The sequence below is a fragment of the Streptomyces sp. NPDC001393 genome (assembly GCF_053597455.1).
Genome location: NZ_JBSFIH010000007.1, coordinates 150862 through 166450 on the forward strand (window position 1 = coordinate 150862; position 15589 = coordinate 166450).

13 protein-coding genes, 1 tRNA gene and 1 pseudogene are annotated in these 15589 nt (G+C 71.4%); 8 read left to right on the forward strand and 7 right to left on the reverse strand.

All coding sequences use genetic code 11. The annotated features are described in order from the left end of the window. Positions 1 to 60: 60 nt before the first annotated feature. The 4 genes from ACWC2T_RS11380 to ACWC2T_RS11395 all read right to left on the reverse strand — a co-directional run bounded on the left by ACWC2T_RS11380 (position 61) and on the right by ACWC2T_RS11395 (position 4153). A complete protein-coding gene (locus ACWC2T_RS11380; RefSeq protein WP_450670131.1) occupies positions 61 to 1422 on the reverse strand; it encodes an FtsW/RodA/SpoVE family cell cycle protein in 1362 nt (453 codons plus the stop codon). 86 nt (positions 1423 to 1508) lie between these two features. Continuing rightward, on the reverse strand, positions 1509 to 2759 hold the full coding sequence (locus ACWC2T_RS11385) for an ATP-binding protein (protein WP_450670132.1): 1251 nt from the start codon (positions 2757 to 2759) through the stop codon (positions 1509 to 1511). Then, complete coding sequence (locus tag ACWC2T_RS11390; RefSeq protein ID WP_450670133.1) at positions 2756 to 3517, reverse strand: hypothetical protein; 762 nt, start codon at positions 3515 to 3517, stop codon at positions 2756 to 2758. Before ACWC2T_RS11390 ends, ACWC2T_RS11385 begins: the two co-directional genes overlap by 4 nt. Positions 3518 to 3643: 126 nt before the next feature. Further along, positions 3644 to 4153: a protein-tyrosine phosphatase family protein gene (locus tag ACWC2T_RS11395; RefSeq protein WP_450670134.1), complete on the reverse strand. Its 510-nt coding sequence runs from the start codon at positions 4151 to 4153 to the stop codon at positions 3644 to 3646. A 100-nt stretch (positions 4154 to 4253) separates the two neighbouring features. Between ACWC2T_RS11395 and ACWC2T_RS11400 the strand changes: the two genes are divergently transcribed. Next, positions 4254 to 5057 carry a nuclease-related domain-containing protein gene (locus ACWC2T_RS11400; protein ID WP_450670135.1) on the forward strand — a complete coding sequence of 268 codons (804 nt, stop codon included), beginning with the start codon at positions 4254 to 4256 and terminating at the stop codon, positions 5055 to 5057. Positions 5058 to 5106: 49 nt separating this feature from the next. Here the strand turns inward: ACWC2T_RS11400 and ligD are convergent, their stop codons facing one another. Continuing rightward, positions 5107 to 5994 (reverse strand): non-homologous end-joining DNA ligase, encoded by an 888-nt coding sequence (gene ligD / locus ACWC2T_RS11405; protein WP_450670136.1) that lies wholly within the window; start codon positions 5992 to 5994, stop codon positions 5107 to 5109. A gap of 70 nt (positions 5995 to 6064) precedes the next feature. On the opposite strand from ligD, the gene ku reads away from it, so the two are divergent. From ku to ACWC2T_RS11420, 3 genes and pseudogenes are all read left to right on the forward strand, one after another. Further along, positions 6065 to 7099 carry a non-homologous end joining protein Ku gene (gene ku / locus ACWC2T_RS11410; RefSeq protein ID WP_450670137.1) on the forward strand — a complete coding sequence of 345 codons (1035 nt, stop codon included), beginning with the start codon at positions 6065 to 6067 and terminating at the stop codon, positions 7097 to 7099. A gap of 330 nt (positions 7100 to 7429) precedes the next feature. After that, a pseudogene (locus ACWC2T_RS11415) lies at positions 7430 to 7699 on the forward strand (NERD domain-containing protein); the annotation flags it as partial. A 126-nt stretch (positions 7700 to 7825) separates the two neighbouring features. Further along, a complete protein-coding gene (locus tag ACWC2T_RS11420) occupies positions 7826 to 8233 on the forward strand; it encodes a hypothetical protein (protein WP_450670138.1) in 408 nt (135 codons plus the stop codon). Between the two features lie 220 nt (positions 8234 to 8453). Here the strand turns inward: ACWC2T_RS11420 and ACWC2T_RS11425 are convergent, their stop codons facing one another. Beyond that, positions 8454 to 9827: a S53 family peptidase gene (locus ACWC2T_RS11425; protein WP_450670139.1), complete on the reverse strand. Its 1374-nt coding sequence runs from the start codon at positions 9825 to 9827 to the stop codon at positions 8454 to 8456. Positions 9828 to 10468: 641 nt separating this feature from the next. Then, positions 10469 to 10540 (reverse strand) — tRNA-Arg (locus ACWC2T_RS11430). A gap of 188 nt (positions 10541 to 10728) precedes the next feature. Between ACWC2T_RS11430 and ACWC2T_RS11435 the strand changes: the two genes are divergently transcribed. The 4 genes from ACWC2T_RS11435 to ACWC2T_RS11450 all read left to right on the forward strand — a co-directional run bounded on the left by ACWC2T_RS11435 (position 10729) and on the right by ACWC2T_RS11450 (position 15586). After that, positions 10729 to 11271, forward strand: coding sequence for a response regulator (locus ACWC2T_RS11435; protein ID WP_450670140.1), 543 nt, complete (start codon positions 10729 to 10731; stop codon positions 11269 to 11271). A 100-nt stretch (positions 11272 to 11371) separates the two neighbouring features. Continuing rightward, on the forward strand, positions 11372 to 12700 hold the full coding sequence (gene nrtL / locus ACWC2T_RS11440) for an ArgS-related anticodon-binding protein NrtL (protein WP_450670141.1): 1329 nt from the start codon (positions 11372 to 11374) through the stop codon (positions 12698 to 12700). A 56-nt stretch (positions 12701 to 12756) separates the two neighbouring features. Next, a complete protein-coding gene (gene lysA, locus ACWC2T_RS11445; protein ID WP_450670142.1) occupies positions 12757 to 14148 on the forward strand; it encodes a diaminopimelate decarboxylase in 1392 nt (463 codons plus the stop codon). A gap of 145 nt (positions 14149 to 14293) precedes the next feature. Beyond that, positions 14294 to 15586: a homoserine dehydrogenase gene (locus ACWC2T_RS11450; protein WP_450670143.1), complete on the forward strand. Its 1293-nt coding sequence runs from the start codon at positions 14294 to 14296 to the stop codon at positions 15584 to 15586. Positions 15587 to 15589: the final 3 nt, after the last annotated feature.

Genomic DNA, 15589 nt, shown 5'->3' on the forward strand with positions numbered 1-15589 from the left:
CCGCCCTCGGGGAAGCCGCCGTACTCGCTCACGGTCGTGTCTCCCGCCCGCCGTGGTCGCTCATGGTGCCTCCTGCCCGTCGTACTGGTTGCGCGCCGAGTCGCTCACCCGGATCAGCAGCGCCACGATCGCCCAGTTGGTGACCACCGAGGAGCCGCCCTGGGCGAGGAACGGCATCGCCATGCCGGTCAGCGGGATCAGACCGGTGACCCCGCCCGCGATCACGAAGACCTGCAGCGCCAGGATCGAGGCCAGCCCGACCGCGAGCAGCCGGCCGAAGGGCTCGCGCAGGGCGAGGCCCGCCCGGTAGCCGCGCTCCACCAGCAGCGCGTACAGCAGGATGATCGCCGCGAGCCCGGCGAGGCCCAGCTCCTCGCCCGCCGTGGCCAGGATGAAGTCCGACTTGACGGCGAAGCCGATGAGAACGGAGTGCCCGCGCCCGAGCCCGGTGCCGAGCATCCCGCCGGCGGCGAAGGCGAACAGCGACTGGGAGAGCTGGTTCGGTCCCCGCCCGGCCTCGATGGTGGCGAAGGGATGCAGCCAGTCCACGATCCGCTGGTGCACATGCGGCTCCGTCCGCCCGACGGCCACCGCACCGAGGACGGCGAGCAGCAGGCCGACCGCGAGCCAGCCCGTGCGCCCCGTGGCGACGTACAGCAGCACCACGAACAGCCCGAAGAACAGCAGCGAGGTGCCGAGGTCCCGCTCCAGGACCAGCACCCCGACGCTCAGCAGCCAGATCGTCACGATCGGCCCGAGCACCCGCCCGGTCGGGAACTGCATCCGCCACAGCCGGCGGCCCGTGTACGCGAGTGCGTTGCGGTTGGCGGCCAGGTAGGCGGCGAAGAACACCGCGAGCAGCACCTTCGCGAACTCGCCCGGCTGGATGGAGAATCCGGCGAACCGGATCCAGATCCGGGCGCCGTTGACCGGCGGGAACAGGATCGGCAGCGCGAGCAGCCCGAGCGCGGCGGCCACGCACACGTACGCGTACCGCTGCAGCACCCGGTGGTCGCGCAGCACCAGCACGACGCCGATGAACAGCCCGATGCCGAGCGTGGACCACACCAGCTGGGCCGGGGCCGCCTGGTCGTGCGGGGTCTCCCGGTCCAGCCGGTAGATCAGGACCAGCCCGAGCCCGTTGAGCAGCACCCCGATCGGCAGGAACAGCGGGTCGGCGTACGGCGCCCGGATGCGCACCGCGATGTGCGCGCACAGCGCGAGCACGCCGAGCCCGGCGCCGTAACCGGCGGCCCCGGGCGGGACGGTCCCGGTCCGCGCCAGCCCCACCGCGCAGTAGCCGTACACGGACAGCAGGACGGACAGCAGGATCAGGGCGAGTTCGATGCCACGGCGCCGGGGGAGGCGTACGACGGCTGCGGGAGCCTGCGCCGCCGCCACGGTGGTTCCGGCCTTGGTCATGCCGGGAAACTACCCAAATAGGGCGTCTTGTGTGCTGGGCGCGCCCCAAAGGGGCGCCGGGGTGTCGTCGAGTGGTCCCGAGCCCGCTACCGGCCCTCACCCACGGGCAGGACGAGCGTGGCAACGGCCCCACCGTCCACCGCGTTCGCGAAGAACAGCCGCGCTCCCAGGACCTCCGCCTGCCCCACCGCGATGGTCAGCCCCAGCCCATGCCCGGTGGCCCCGCCCTCCGTACGGAACCGCTGCGGCCCATGAGCCACCAGATACTCCGGATATCCGGCCCCGTGATCGCGGACGGTCACCACGGCCCCGTTCACCGTCAGAACCACCGGCGGAGCCCCGTGCTTGTGGGCGTTCGCCACCAGGTTCCCCAGCACCCGCTCCAGCCGCCGCCGGTCGGTCTCCACCCGTGCGTCGGCCGGCACGCGCACCTCGGTGTCGGTGCCCGAGGCCCGTACCACCCGCCGGGCCAGCGCCCCCAGCTCCTCGGTGTCCACCGCCGGCTTCTCCCGCCCGGTGTCCAGCCGGGAGATCTCCAGCAGGTCCTCGGTGAGGGTGCGCAGCGCCGCCACCCGGTCCCGCACCAGCTCCGTCGGCCGCCCCGGAGGCAGCAGCTCCGCCGCCGCGTGCAGCCCGGTCAGCGGTGTGCGCAGCTCGTGCGCGACGTCCGCGGTGAACCGCTGCTCGCTCAGCAGCTTGCTCTGCAGGCTCGACGCCATGGAGTCCAGCGCCGCCGCCACCGCGGCCACCTCGTCCTGCGGGCGGGACGGATCCATCGTACGGGGGTCGTCGACGCGCGCGTCCAGGTCGCCCGCGCTGATCCGCCGGGCCACCCGTGCCGTGGCGTGCAGCCGCCGGGTCACCCGGGTCACTCCGAACACGCCGACCAGCACCGTCGCCCCGATCGCGAGCGCCGAGGACCACAGGATCGAGGTGTCGAGCCCGGCGATGGTGCGGGACTGCTGCGCGTAGTCGACCGCCACGGCGAGCGCCCGGTGCCCGGCCACCGGGCCCGCCGCCCACATGGTCGGGTGCCCGTCGTGCTGGGAGACCATGGTGCCGCGCTCGCCGGCCGCCGCCATGGCGCGCAGTGGCGCGGGCAGCCCCTCGGGGTCCACCCCGGCGTTCGGCATCAGGGCGTCCCCGGCCTCGTACGCCTCGGTGGCGTCCGCAAGGCGGGACAGGGCCGTGCTGCGGGCCTGGCCGACGGTCTGGTTGGTCACCGAGACGTGCACCAGGACGCCGAGCAGCGCGGCCAGCGCACAGCACATGACCGTGATGAACGCCGCCGCCTTCACGGCGAGCGGGCCCGCCCAGCGGGGCAGTGCGAGCCTCATCGCGCGCTCGCCGAGGAGGAGGCGGCGGGGGCGGAGGCGGCAGAGGGAGAGACGGACGGCGAGGGGGAGGTCTTGGGGCGCCGGCCGGTGCCGGTGTGCAGGTACTCGTCGCGGGAGAACACCATCGCGCGCTGCCCCGGGTCCCACACCCAGGTCGTGCGGTACTCGTAGCCGGAGATGTCGGCCGGCGAGCGCTCGACCAGCGCCCGGCCGGCCAGCTCCACGCCGATGATCGCGTCGTTGTCGGCCAGCACCTGCACCAGCCTGTGCTTCTCGACGGTGTAGACCCGCACCCCCGTCTGGTTGGTCGGGTAGAGCCGGAAGCCCAGCGTCATGTCGTCCCGGCCGTCGCCGGTGAGGTCCCGGTAGTAGGGCTTCAGCAGCGGGCAGCGGGCCCGGTCGCCGCCCGGCCGGCAGTCCTTCAGCCGGTCCACGGTCGCGTGGTAGGCCCCCTTCGACCCGTAGTCGTCCGGATGCGCCTTGACCTCGGCCTCGACCACGTCCACCGGGTCCACCTGGCGGATGTCGTCGCCGGGGACCGTGACGCCCTTGACGACCTCCCTGGTCGCCACGGCGTAGGGATAGGCCGGGCTGGACGCGGGGCGCAGGTCCGGCCAGAGCTTGGCGGGGCTGACGGCGGCCGGGGTGGTGCCCGCGCCCCGCAGCCCGCCCGCGTCCCCGCAGGCCACCGCCGTCACCGACAGCAGGGCGACGGCGGTCACGGTGAGGGCGGTGCGCGCGGGACGGCGGGCTGGCACGGTGCTCCTGGGGTGTCGGGGTCACTGGGGTCGCTCGGGGCCCCGTACACCTTATGCGTAGACGCGCAAATTCCGATGTAAGTACTTTTTGCGCCCATGGGGGTGACGCCCGAGCTCGAACAGAGGCTACTCGGCCAGTTCCTCCAGCAGTCGCGCGGTCGGCAGGCCCGCGCGCAGGTACTCCACGAACAGCTCGTTGTGCAGCGCCCACGCCGAGCGCCGGGCCCGGATCAGCCGGATCACCTCGTCGGGCGGGCCGTGCCCCCGCTGGACCAGCGCCTGCCCGATGACCAGGCCCGAGCGGTTGTACCCGTGGTAACAGCGCACGAGCACCCGGCGCCCCGCGTCCAGCGCCTCGTTCGCCGCGCGGGCCAGCCGGATCACCCCGGCGAGCTGCGTCCCGTCCAGCGGGCCGTCCGGGATGGGCCACACATGGTGCTCGACTCCCGGATCGGGGCCGTACCCCGGCAGCCGCAGCAGTGTCTGCACCACATCGAACTCATCGTGCACGACGGCGAGCTCCGGCCGTCCCGAGCGGCCCCGGAACTCGTGCCCGCCCATCCACAGGCCGGGCACCACCTCGTCCCACGGGCTCTCCGGAGCCGGCACGTCGGGCTGCTTCCCGCGGATCAGCAACGGCGCCTCCCCAACTCCCCCTCGCGGGGCCGCCCTCCACCGTAACCGGTCTTGCCCCCGGAGCACCCCGCCTGTTCCCATGGACGAGGGGTGATGGCGCATGAGCGCACTGCGCGTGGTGCCGGCCTATCGGCACGGACAGGAACGGCTGTACGTCTGCCGCCCGGACGGAAGCAATGTCGCCTGGTACGACCGTGAGGCGGGCCGGGTCAACCTGCTCGGCGAGGACAGCAGGGACGACGTACTCCAGGCCCTGAAACCGTTCCTGACCGGCCCGGTGACCGTGGGCCCGCCGCCGGTGCCGACCCCCGCGGAACTGGCCCGGCTCACCCTGCACCCCGACGACGACCTGGCGCCCAACCGCCCCGGCGAGGCCCTGCTCGTCGCCCTCGACCGCGACCCCGGCCCCGCGCACCGGCTGCGCCCCGACCCGCGTCGGCGCGCCCTGATCGCCGAGGAGACCGTCGGCGGGGCCCTGGACGCCCTGGAGGGCGCCGGCTGGCACGCCCTGCACTCCGTCCCCCTCCCCGGCGGCGACCGCATCCACCATCTGCTGCTCGGCCCCGGCGGCCTGTTCGCCGTACACGCCCTGTACGCCCGCAAGGCCCGGGTCCTGGTCGCCGACCCGATGGTCACCGTCGGCCGCCGCGAGGCCGAGCCGCTGCTGCGCCGGCTGCGCGCCGTCGCCGACCGGGCCTCCTACGCCCTGACCGCCGAGGTCCGCCCGGTCCTGGCCCTGGCGGGACCGGCCGAGCTGACGGTGCGGATCCAGCCGAGGACGGTACGGATCCTCAAGGACACCGAGCTGGCGGGCCTGGCGCGGCTCGGCGGGGTGCTGAAGCCGGCGGACGTGGAGGCACTGCACGGGATGGCGCGGGACCGGAACACGTGGGAGAGGGTGTAGGACAAGGCGTTGATCAGGGGAGGGGTGCGGAACAGGGGAGGGGTGCGGATCAGGGGAGTGGCGGGGCTGTCTCCGGATCCAGCAGTCCGGCCATGAGATCCCCGAGGTCCTGCAGCCGCGGCGCGATGTCGCCGGCCAGAAACTCCAGCTGACCAGGGCTCCGGCAGCCGGCCACCTCCTCCCAGGTCACCGGTGCGGAGACGAGCGGGGCCGGGCGGGCGCGCAGGGTGTACGGCGTGGCCGTGGTCTTGCGGGCCGCGTTCTGACTCCAGTCGACGAACACCTTCCCCGGTCTGAGGCTCTTCGTCATCCGGTGCACCACCAGCCGCGGCATCGCCCGCTCGGCCTCCACGGCGAGCGCCTTCGCGTACTCGCTGGTCTCCTCGGAGGACGAGCCCCGCACGGAGGCCAGCAGATGCAGCCCCTTCGACCCCGCCGTCTTCGGGTACGCCTCGATGCCGTCCGCCGTGAGCCGCTCGCGCAGCCACAGGGCGACCTCGCAGCAGTGGACGATCGTCGCGGGCGCGCCCGGGTCCAGGTCGAACACCAGCCGGTCGGCCTCGTCCGGGCTCTGCACCAGCCACTGGTGGGTGTGGAACTCGGTGACGAGGTTCGCCGCCCACACCAGGCTCGCCAGATCCTGCACCACCACCATCCGGGCCGGACTGTCCGCCGAGGACCGCGGTACCTCGGCGGTGGTGACCCACTCGGGCGTACCCGGCGGAACGTTCTTCGTGAAGAAGAGCTGTCCCTGCGGCCCGTCCGGGTAGCGCAGAAAGGACACGGCCCGGTCCCGCAGATGCGGCAGCAGCACACCGGCGCTCGTCGCGTAGTAGTGCACCAGCTCCGCCTTGGTGAAGCCGGTGTCCGGATACAGCACCTTCTCCAGATTGCTGAGCGCGACCCGCCGCCCCTCCACCTCTGTGATTGGCGTCATACCATGACAATCCCAGACGAAGCGCTGGAACCGGAGTAACCGGAGTAAGCGGCAAGGAAGGGTGCGGCACGTGCGGTCGATATGGAACGGCGCCATCTCCTTCGGGCTCGTCAGCATCCCGATCAAGCTGGTGAACGCCACGGAGAGCCACTCGATCTCCTTCCGCCAGATCCACACCGAGGACAACGGCCGCATCCGCTACCGCAAGGTGTGCGAGCTGGAGGACCGCGAGGTCAGCCAGTCGGAGATCGGCAAGGGCTACGAGGACGCCGACGGCACGATCATCCCCATCACCGACGACGACCTCTCCCACCTCCCCATCCCGACCGCCCGCACGATCGAGATCGTGGCCTTCGTGCCGACCGACCGGATCGACCCGCTGCAGCTGGACGCGGCGTACTACCTGGCGGCCGGCGGAGCCCCCGCCGCCAAGCCGTACGTCCTCCTGCGCGAGGCCCTCAAACGCAGCAAGAAGGTCGCCATCGCCAAGTACGCGCTGCGCGGCCGCGAACGCCTCGGCATGCTCCGCGTGGTCGGCGACGCCATCGCCATGCACGGCCTGCTGTGGCCGGACGAGGTCCGCGCGCCGGAGGGTGTGGCCCCCGACACCGCGGTCACCATCCGGGACAAGGAACTCGACCTCGCCGACGCCCTGATGGACACCCTCGGCGAGGTCGACCTGGAAGACCTCCACGACGAGTACCGCGAGGCCCTGGAGGAGGTCATCGCCGCGAAGGCCTCCGGCGAGGCCCCGCCCGAGGCACCCGCACCGGCCGCCGGAGGCAAGGTGCTGGACCTGATGGCCGCCCTGGAGAACAGCGTGCGAGCGGCCCGGGAGTCGCGCGGCGAACCGACCCCCTCCGGAACTCCGGCCGAGGTCAGACCCCTCCCGGGCAGGGCAGCACCCAAGGCGGCGGGAGGCAAGAAGTCCACGTCCACGACGAAGAAGACGCCCACCGCGAAGAAGCCCGAACCTGCCCGCAAATCGACGTCAAAGGCGGCGTCCAAGGCGACGTCCAAGACAACTCAGACGGCGAAGAAGACCGGGGCGGCGGCGAAGAAGACGGCAGCGAAGAAGACGGCATCGCGCAAGCGGACGGCGTGAGGGCGCGTGGGCGGTGCCGCGGGGGCGGTGTGAGGGTGTGTTGAGCGGCCCGCTGGGGCGGGGTGCGGGTGTATGCGGGTTCCCTGGGACGGTGTGGGGGGCGGTGTGGGGGTGTGCGCGCGGCGTCGCTGGGCTGACGATCATGGCGGCGACCGCGGGTCGTCCGGAACTGGTCTGCGAGTCGCCTACGCTCACCCGCGCAGTTCCCCGCGCCCCCGCAGGGCTCATACGCAACTGTGGGACAGCCATGCCGCTGGGCTCGTCTCGGTTCGTCTCGTCCCGTCTCGGTGCCAGGGTTTCCGCCGTATTCCATGACCGTGCTGCCGCTGAGACCATGGGTACGCACGCAAGAGTCGGGCGGAGGCCAAGCGGGTCGCCCGAGTGTTTGAGCGGTATTGCGACTTTTCGGTACCGGTGGAGCCGGTGCTCGTCTTCGTGGGTGTCACCGAGCTGAAGGTGGTCGCTACGCAGCTCGATGTCCGGGTGTACCAGGAGCGCCAGGTATCGGCACTCGCTCCGCTCTCAGGCGTTCTCACGGCCGACCAGGTGGAGCAGGTGTACAGCGTTGCTCGCCATCGCCAGGCTTGGAACCAGGCCTGAGCCAGGCATCCCGACAGGGTGCCCGTTCCCACTGGAGCCATGGGCGGCCCCGCACGACTTGAGCGTCCGTCTCCGGCGCTATTGTTCCGTCGCCTTCTTCCCTTCCCCCTCCGCAGAGGAGCGCCGGTGCGCAGGGCTGCTTGCATCGCCCTCGGTCTGATCCTGATCGTCGAGGCTCTCTGGCTGTTCGTTCTGCTCGCCGGGATCACTGTTGTCGCTGTGGCCTTCCCCCGCGAACCTGACCGCCCCGGCGCGACGTGGATGACCTATGTCGCTTTCGCTCTGGCCCTGCTCTGGGTCGTCGCATGTCTTTGGGGCTCTTTCCGGTCCTTCGCCCGTGCGTACCGCCGGCCGATCGCGACCTGGTCCCGGGGCTTCCTTTTCCTCGCCCTCGGCCACCTCGCCGTCACTGTCCTGACCGCGACCGACGGCTTCCCGCTCGTGGCCCTCGGTGAACTTGCGTGTGTGCCTCTTGTGCTCCTGGCGGCCTGGCCCTCGCGCTCCCGCGCTTCGACGCCTACCAGCATCCGTTAGCTCGAGAACACCGGGGTGCTGTGGACCGACCGTCCAGCGGCGTCGTGGCTTTCCGGGGCTCACCTGCGGTAACGCCTCAAGATCCCGTACACGCCTCGTCCACAGACCCCGAAATACGGCCGTTTCGGGCCGCATACGCCTGCACAAACGCGAAGACCCCGGCCTCAGCGTTTCCGCTGGTGACGGGGCCTTCGGGCACCTCATAGGGGACAGGATGCGGTCAGCCCGCCTTGGCGAGGGCCGGGACGAAGCGGGCCGCGTCGATCGTTCCGACACCGGTCGCCATGTCGTAGCCCTTCACCGCGGTGTAGCCGGTGACTCCCGCGTAGCTGTTGTTCGTGCCGTCCTTCACGTCCACGATCCCGGTGGACGGGTTCGACGAGGACTGCGCGTACAGCGAGTACAGCGCCTTGTGGATGTCGCCCAGCCGGTGCCCGGCAACCTGGTCGGCCAGGGCCACGATTCCTGCGAAGAGCGGGCTGGCCTCGCTGGTGCCGACGTAGACCTCCCAGCCGACCCGCTTCGGGTTGTAGCTGGAGTACACCCATCCGCCGCCCTTCAGCGCGGCGGACATGGAGACGTCCGGGGTGCTGCGGTGATTGCCGGCCACCCCGTTCTGATACGAGGGACGGGCGAAGACGTGGGACTGGCCGCCGCCGCTGGCGCCGTGGTCGTTGTAGACGCTGTCCGGCGCGGTGCGGTTGCCGTTGGCGTCCAGGTGCAGCTGGGTGCCGCCGACCGAGACCACCAGGGGGTCGTCGGTTGGCCAGGCGTTGACCCTGTACGGATAGGTGGTCTGGCCGTTCGAGGTGGTGTCGGTGGGTCCGCTGTCGCCGGAAGCGTCGGTGACGGTCACCCCGTGCTTGGCCGCGTCCTCGAAGGCGTACCGCAGGTTCTGGATGCTGGAGAAGTCACCCTTGCCGAAGCCGGGGAAGTTGTTCTCCGCCACGCCCCAGCTCTGACTGATCACATCGCCCACGCCGCGGTCGATGAGCGACTTCTCGGCGTCCATGACCTCCCGCAGGCCGGTGGTGCCGTCCCCGATCCGGCCGACCCCGGTCTCCGCCAGGACGATGTGCGCGTCCGGGGCGACGGCATGCGCCATCTCCACGTCGAGGGTGGTCTCCCCGGCCCAGCCGAGCTGGTCGGCGTCGCTGGGATTGAAGCGCGGGACGTTGCCCCACTTGACCACGTCGACATGGGTGCTCTTCATGCCGAACCGGGCGCTGTAGACATCCAGGTCCTTCTGGATGGTCGGCGAGCCGAACGGATCCACGATCACGATCGTGCGCCCCTTGCCGGTCACTCCTGCCTTGTACAGCGGGTTCAGGTTGTACGCCTGGCGGTACTGGAGCGCGTTGTAGCAGTCGAACCCCCACTTCGCCCGGCACTGCGCAGTGGTCATCAGACTGCCGGGCGCGCTCTTCGATTGCTGTCCGGCCGCCGGCACGGGCTTGACTTCTTGCGCCGGTTGCCCGGGTGCAGCGACGGCGACGGAACCAGACAAAAGCCCTGCTACCGCTGCGAAACTGGTGAGGCTGGTGATCCAGGCTGCGGCGACCGCGGTGCGCCGCCGCGCATGAATCCTGCGCATAGATGCTCCTCGTGGTGGACTAGACCATGCTCGGCCGTGGTCTGCGATCCCACCGCGAGGTCGTCCGTGAGGCAAGGGATTGCCCCTGTGTGGCTTGTCACTGCTTCGTCCGCTTCGATCACCTATGTCCATGTCGAGCGCGTCCCGCACGGCCTGGGCAACCCATCGACGGCACGCATGCCGGCCTGGCTGTCGCACGGCTTCAGTCCAGGTGGCAACGGGACCCTCGCGCGTTGGGTTGTCTCCTGTGCAGTCGCGACTGGTTCGGTGCCCGGTGTGTCGGTTTTATGAGATGGATCGGCGCTCTGACCGCTTCATGAAATACGTCACGGTCTGGCCTCCGAAGAGGGGTGACGCTTGAGCGGGATCGGTGCCGCTGGAGCCGGACATGGCGCCACGCGCCCACTTGGTGCCGAGCGGAGCGGTTGGTGGCGTCGGAGCCCTCGGAGGGGCGGCTGGATGCAGCTGACGGTTCGTCGAATGTGGCGGCTGACCTCGGCGGACGCTCCAAGATCCTGTCCACGAATAGTCCACAGACCCCGTCCCAGGGCCGCTCAGCGCTGCATACGCCTGCACAAACGCGAAGACCCCGGCCTCAGCGTTTCCGCTGGTGACGGGGTCTTTGGGCACCTCATACAGGGTGCCCCCGGCAGGATTCGAACCTGCGCACACGGCTCCGGAGGCCGTTGCTCTATCCCCTGAGCTACGGGGGCGTGTCGGCTGCGGAGCTCTTCGCTCGCGGCGACGGGTAGAACACTATCAGGTCGGGCGGGGTGATCAGGAACCCGTTTCGGGGGTGCGGGACGGGGTGGGTCCACTGGGTGCCGGGACGGGTCCCCTGTACGGGGTGGAAGTGGGGAAAACCCGGACGCGGTGGCCGGTCCGGACCTACTCTCGACGTGTGCCAGGCGCCTCGGGTCGGGTGCTTGTTGTGGACGACAACAAGGTCATCCGGCAGCTGATCAGGGTCAATCTCGAGCTGGAAGGGCTCGAGGTCGTGACCGCGGCCGATGGTGCCGAGTGTCTGGATGTGGTCCACCAGGTGCGGCCCGATGTGGTGACGCTCGATGTCGTCATGCCCCGGCTGGACGGCCTGCGCACCGCCGCCCGGCTCCGCGCCGACCCCCGTACGCACCATCTGCCCCTCGCCATCATCAGCGCCTGCACGCAGTACGAGGTCGACACCGGTCTCGACGTCGGCGTGGACGCCTTTCTCGCCAAGCCCTTCGAGCCCGCCGAACTCGTACGCCTCGTCAAGCAGCTGATCGAGCGCGGGGGCGGGAACGAGGAGGGAGACGGGCGGGCCGGCGGAGAGGGGGGACACCTCGGAGGGGGCGGCGGCGAAGAGGGGGATGGTGGAGGCGGCGGTGACGGGAGGGTTCCGGGGGGTTTCGGCGACGGGGTCTCCGATGGTGTGCCGGGTGGGATTTCGTCCGGTGGGTAGCGGGTCAGGGATCGGGCGGGAGTCCGGGGGCGGGCCGAGGGCCGTCCCACAGTGAGAACCGGCTCGCCTACCCACCCCCTTCCTCCCCTACGCTTGTCCCGTGACCCCCGTCGAGTTGTCCCGCACCGTGCTGCACGCGGTGCGTTGTGCTGTTGATGACGGGGAGCTGAGTGTGACCGTGCCCGAGCGGGTTGTGGTGACCGAGCCGGGGCCCGGGGGATGCGGGGACTTCGCCACGAATGTCGCTCTGCAGCTCGCCCGCCCGGCCGGGCAGCCCCCGCTGCGGGTCGCCGAGATCCTGCGGCCCCGGCTCGTCGGTGCCGATGGCATCCGGGACGTCGTCGTGACCGGGCCGGGGTTCCTCAACATCAGCCTCGAGGCGCAGACCGACCTCGTCACCGGGCTCGTCCGGGAGATCCGCGCCCGTGGTGCCGCGTACGGGCATGGTGACGCCCTCGCCGGGCAGGTCGTCGCGCTCCGGGTGCCGTACGAGGTGCGGGCCGAGGTCGTCGCGGACGCCGTCGTACGGATCGTGGCCACGCAGGGCGGGCGCGCCACCGTCGAGCACGGTGAGCCCGTCAATCTGCGGCCCGTGCCCGCACCGGAGGATCCCGCGCCGCTGGGCCACGACGCCTCCCAGTGGGCCCTGCTGCATCCCGCCCCGCACGACCGGCCCCGGATCACCGCCGATCATCTGGTCCAGCGGGAGAGCAATCCGCTGTTCCGGGTGCGGTACGCCCATGCCCGCATTCGGTCCCTCAGCCGCAACGCCGGCCGCCTGGGCTTCACCGCCGAGCCCGGACCGGTCGAATCCTGCCCGGCTGTCGAAACCGACCAGGCCGTCGAGACCGACCAGGCCGTCGACGCCGGGCAAGGCGTCGGCACCGACCAGGCCGTCGACGCCGGGCAAGCCGTCGGCACCGGCCAGGCTCCCGACAGCAGCCTCCGGGGCGACGCCGGCCCGCTGGACGCCGCCGCTGCCCGCACCGGCCTGCTCGGCCCCGACCCGGCCCCCATCGGCCTGCCCCTCACCGGCTCGCTGGACATCCGCTCCGTCGGCCCGCTCGACCCCGCCCCCCTCGCCACCCCGCCCACCGCCGGCCCCCGCACCGCCCGCTGGGCCCCCGACACCGCCGCCCCCATCAGCGCCGTCCCCACCGTCACCACCCCCCGCGACCTCCTCACCGCCCTCGCCGACCACCCCCGCCTCCTCGCCGCGGCCGCCACCCACCGTGCCCCGGACCGGCTTGCCCGGCATCTCGTCACCGTCGCCGATGCCGTGCTGCCCTTCCTGCCCTCCGTGCTTCCCTGCGGCGAGGAGAAACCCTCGGCCGCCCACCGCGCCCGGCTCGCGCTCGCCGAAGCCGCCGGGACGGTGCTGGCCGGCGGCCTGTCCCTGCTCGGCATCGACGCACCCGAACACCTCTGAGGGCCCCAGAGCACCAGGCGCCCCGGAGAGAGACAGAGAGTCTGAGAGCCACCGTCATGAGCCGTTCCGCCCACCCCGCCGGGCCCCGTCACGCCGACGTCCTGCCCGAGGGGCACTACGCCGCGCCGCCCGCCGACCTCAACGTCCTCGACCACAAGGTCTGGGCCCAGACCGTCGGGCGCAACGCCGACGGGGTCGTCACCGTCGGCGGCGTCGATGTGAAGACCCTTGCCGAAGAACACGGCACGCCCGCGTACATCCTCGACGAGGCCGACTTCCGGGCACGCGCGCGTGCGTGGCGTACCGCCTTCGGGGCCGACGCCGATGTGTTCTACGCCGGGAAGGCGTTCCTGTCCCGTGCCGTCGTGCGCTGGCTGAACGAGGAGGGGCTCAACCTCGACGTGTGCTCCGGGGGCGAGCTGGCCACCGCCCTGTCCGCCGGCATGCCGGCCGAGCGCATCGCCTTCCACGGCAACAACAAGTCCCAGGACGAGATCCGTCGCGCCATCGAGGCCGGGGTCGGGCGGATCGTGCTCGACTCCTTCCAGGAGATCGTCCGCGTCGCCCACATCGCGCAGTCCCTGGGCAGGCGGCAGCGGGTCCAGATCCGGATCACCGTCGGGGTGGAGGCGCACACCCATGAGTTCATCGCCACCGCCCATGAGGACCAGAAGTTCGGGATTCCGCTGGCGGGAGGGCAGGCCGCGGAGGCCGTGCGGCGGGCGCTGCAGCTCGACGGGCTCGAACTGATCGGGATCCACTCCCACATCGGGTCGCAGATCTTCGACATGTCCGGCTTCGAGGTCGCCGCCCATCGCGTGGTCGGGCTGCTGAAGGACATCCGCGACGAGCACGGGGTCGAGCTGCCCGAGATCGACCTCGGCGGCGGCCTCGGGATCGCCTACACCAGCGACGACGACCCCCGCGAGCCGCATGAGATCGCCAAGGCGCTCACCGAGATCGTCACGCGCGAGTGCGAGGCCGCGAAGCTGCGCACCCCTCGCATCTCCGTCGAACCCGGGCGCGCCATCGTCGGGCCGACCGCCTTCACGCTGTACGAGGTCGGCACCGTCAAGCCGCTGGACGGCCTGCGGACGTATGTGTCCGTCGACGGCGGCATGTCCGACAACATCCGCACCGCCCTGTACGACGCCGAGTACAGCGTCGCCCTCGTGTCCCGGACCTCCGGCGCCGAGCCCATGCTCGCCCGCGTGGTCGGCAAGCACTGCGAGAGCGGGGACATCGTGGTCAAGGACGCGTTCCTGCCGGCCGACCTGGCGCCGGGCGATCTCATCGCCGTACCGGCCACCGGTGCGTACTGCCGGTCGATGGCCAGCAACTACAACCACGTGCTGCGGCCGCCCGTGGTCGCGGTGAAGGACGGCGAGGCCCGGGTGATCGTCCGGCGCGAGACGGAGGAGGACCTCCTGCGCCTCGACGTCGGCTAGTCCCGGAGTGGAGCCCGGGAAGATCTCCGGTCTTCCCGGGCCGTACAAATGAAATACATGTCTCAGGATCCGGACGAAGGGTAGAAACTCCCGTCCGGTGAGTGAGACTGGTCCAACCGTAGACGGTATGAGGAAACGAGGTCGGATGATGCGTACGCGTCCGCTGAAGGTGGCGCTGCTGGGCTGTGGAGTTGTCGGCTCAGAGGTGGCGCGCATCATGACGACGCACGCCGACGACCTCACGGCCAGGATCGGGGCGCCCGTGGAACTCGCGGGCGTTGCCGTACGCCGCCCCGGCAAGGTGCGCGAGGGCATCGACCCGGCCCTCGTCACCACCGACGCCACCGCCCTCGTCAAACGCGGGGACATCGATGTGGTGGTCGAGGTGATCGGCGGGATCGAGCCGGCCCGCACCCTCATCACCACCGCCTTCGAGCACGGCGCCTCCGTCGTCTCCGCCAACAAGGCCCTGCTCGCCCAGGACGGCGCCGCGCTGCACGCCGCGGCGGAGGAGCAGGACAAGGACCTCTACTACGAGGCCGCCGTGGCCGGCGCCATCCCGCTGGTCCGCCCGCTGCGCGAGTCCCTCGCCGGCGACAAGATCAACCGGGTGATGGGGATCGTCAACGGCACGACCAACTTCATCCTCGACAAGATGGACTCCACGGGGGCGGGCTATCAGGAGGCGCTCGACGAGGCCACCGCCCTCGGGTACGCCGAGGCCGACCCGACCGCCGACGTCGAGGGCTTCGACGCCGCCGCCAAGGCCGCCATCCTCGCCGGCATCGCCTTCCACACGCGTGTGCGCCTCGACGACGTCTACCGCGAGGGGATGACCGAGGTCACCGCCGCCGACTTCCGCTCGGCGAAGGAGATGGGCTGCACCATCAAGCTGCTCGCCATCTGTGAGCGGGCGGCGGACGGGGGCTCCGTCACCGCGCGCGTGCATCCCGCCATGATCCCGCTGAGCCACCCGCTCGCCTCCGTGCGCGGCGCGTACAACGCCGTCTTCGTGGAGTCCGACGCGGCCGGTCAGCTCATGTTCTACGGCCCCGGCGCCGGCGGTGCCCCGACCGCCTCCGCCGTGCTCGGCGACCTGGTCGCCGTCTGCCGCAACCGGCTCAACGGCGCAACGGGGCCCGGTGAGTCGGCGTACGCGGCCCTGCCGGTCTCGCCCATGGGCGAGGTCGTCACGCGCTACCACATCAGCCTCGACGTCGCGGACAAACCGGGTGTTCTCGCCCAGGTCGCGACCGTGTTCGCCGAGCACGGGGTGTCCATCGATACGGTGCGCCAGCAGGGCAAGGACGGCGAGGCCTCCCTCGTCGTCGTCACCCACCGCGCGTCCGACGCCTCCCTCAGCGGGACCGTCGAGGCGCTGCGCAAGCTCGACACCGTGCGGGGTGTCGCCAGCATCATGCGGGTTGAAGGAGAGTAACCA

Bases quoted from the DNA above. Each gene is read 5' to 3' on its own strand.
- ACWC2T_RS11400 (WP_450670135.1), top strand. From the start codon at position 4,254: ATGAGCGCACTGCGCGTGGTGCCGGCCTATCGGCACGGACAGGAACGG.
- ligD (WP_450670136.1), bottom strand. From the start codon at position 5,994: ATGACGCCAATCACAGAGGTGGAGGGGCGGCGGGTCGCGCTCAGCAAT.
- ACWC2T_RS11450 (WP_450670143.1), top strand. From the start codon at position 14,294: ATGATGCGTACGCGTCCGCTGAAGGTGGCGCTGCTGGGCTGTGGAGTT.
- ACWC2T_RS11385 (WP_450670132.1), bottom strand. From the start codon at position 2,759: ATGAGGCTCGCACTGCCCCGCTGGGCGGGCCCGCTCGCCGTGAAGGCG.
- ACWC2T_RS11380 (WP_450670131.1), bottom strand. From the start codon at position 1,422: ATGACCAAGGCCGGAACCACCGTGGCGGCGGCGCAGGCTCCCGCAGCC.
- ACWC2T_RS11425 (WP_450670139.1), bottom strand. From the start codon at position 9,827: ATGCGCAGGATTCATGCGCGGCGGCGCACCGCGGTCGCCGCAGCCTGG.
- lysA (WP_450670142.1), top strand. From the start codon at position 12,757: ATGAGCCGTTCCGCCCACCCCGCCGGGCCCCGTCACGCCGACGTCCTG.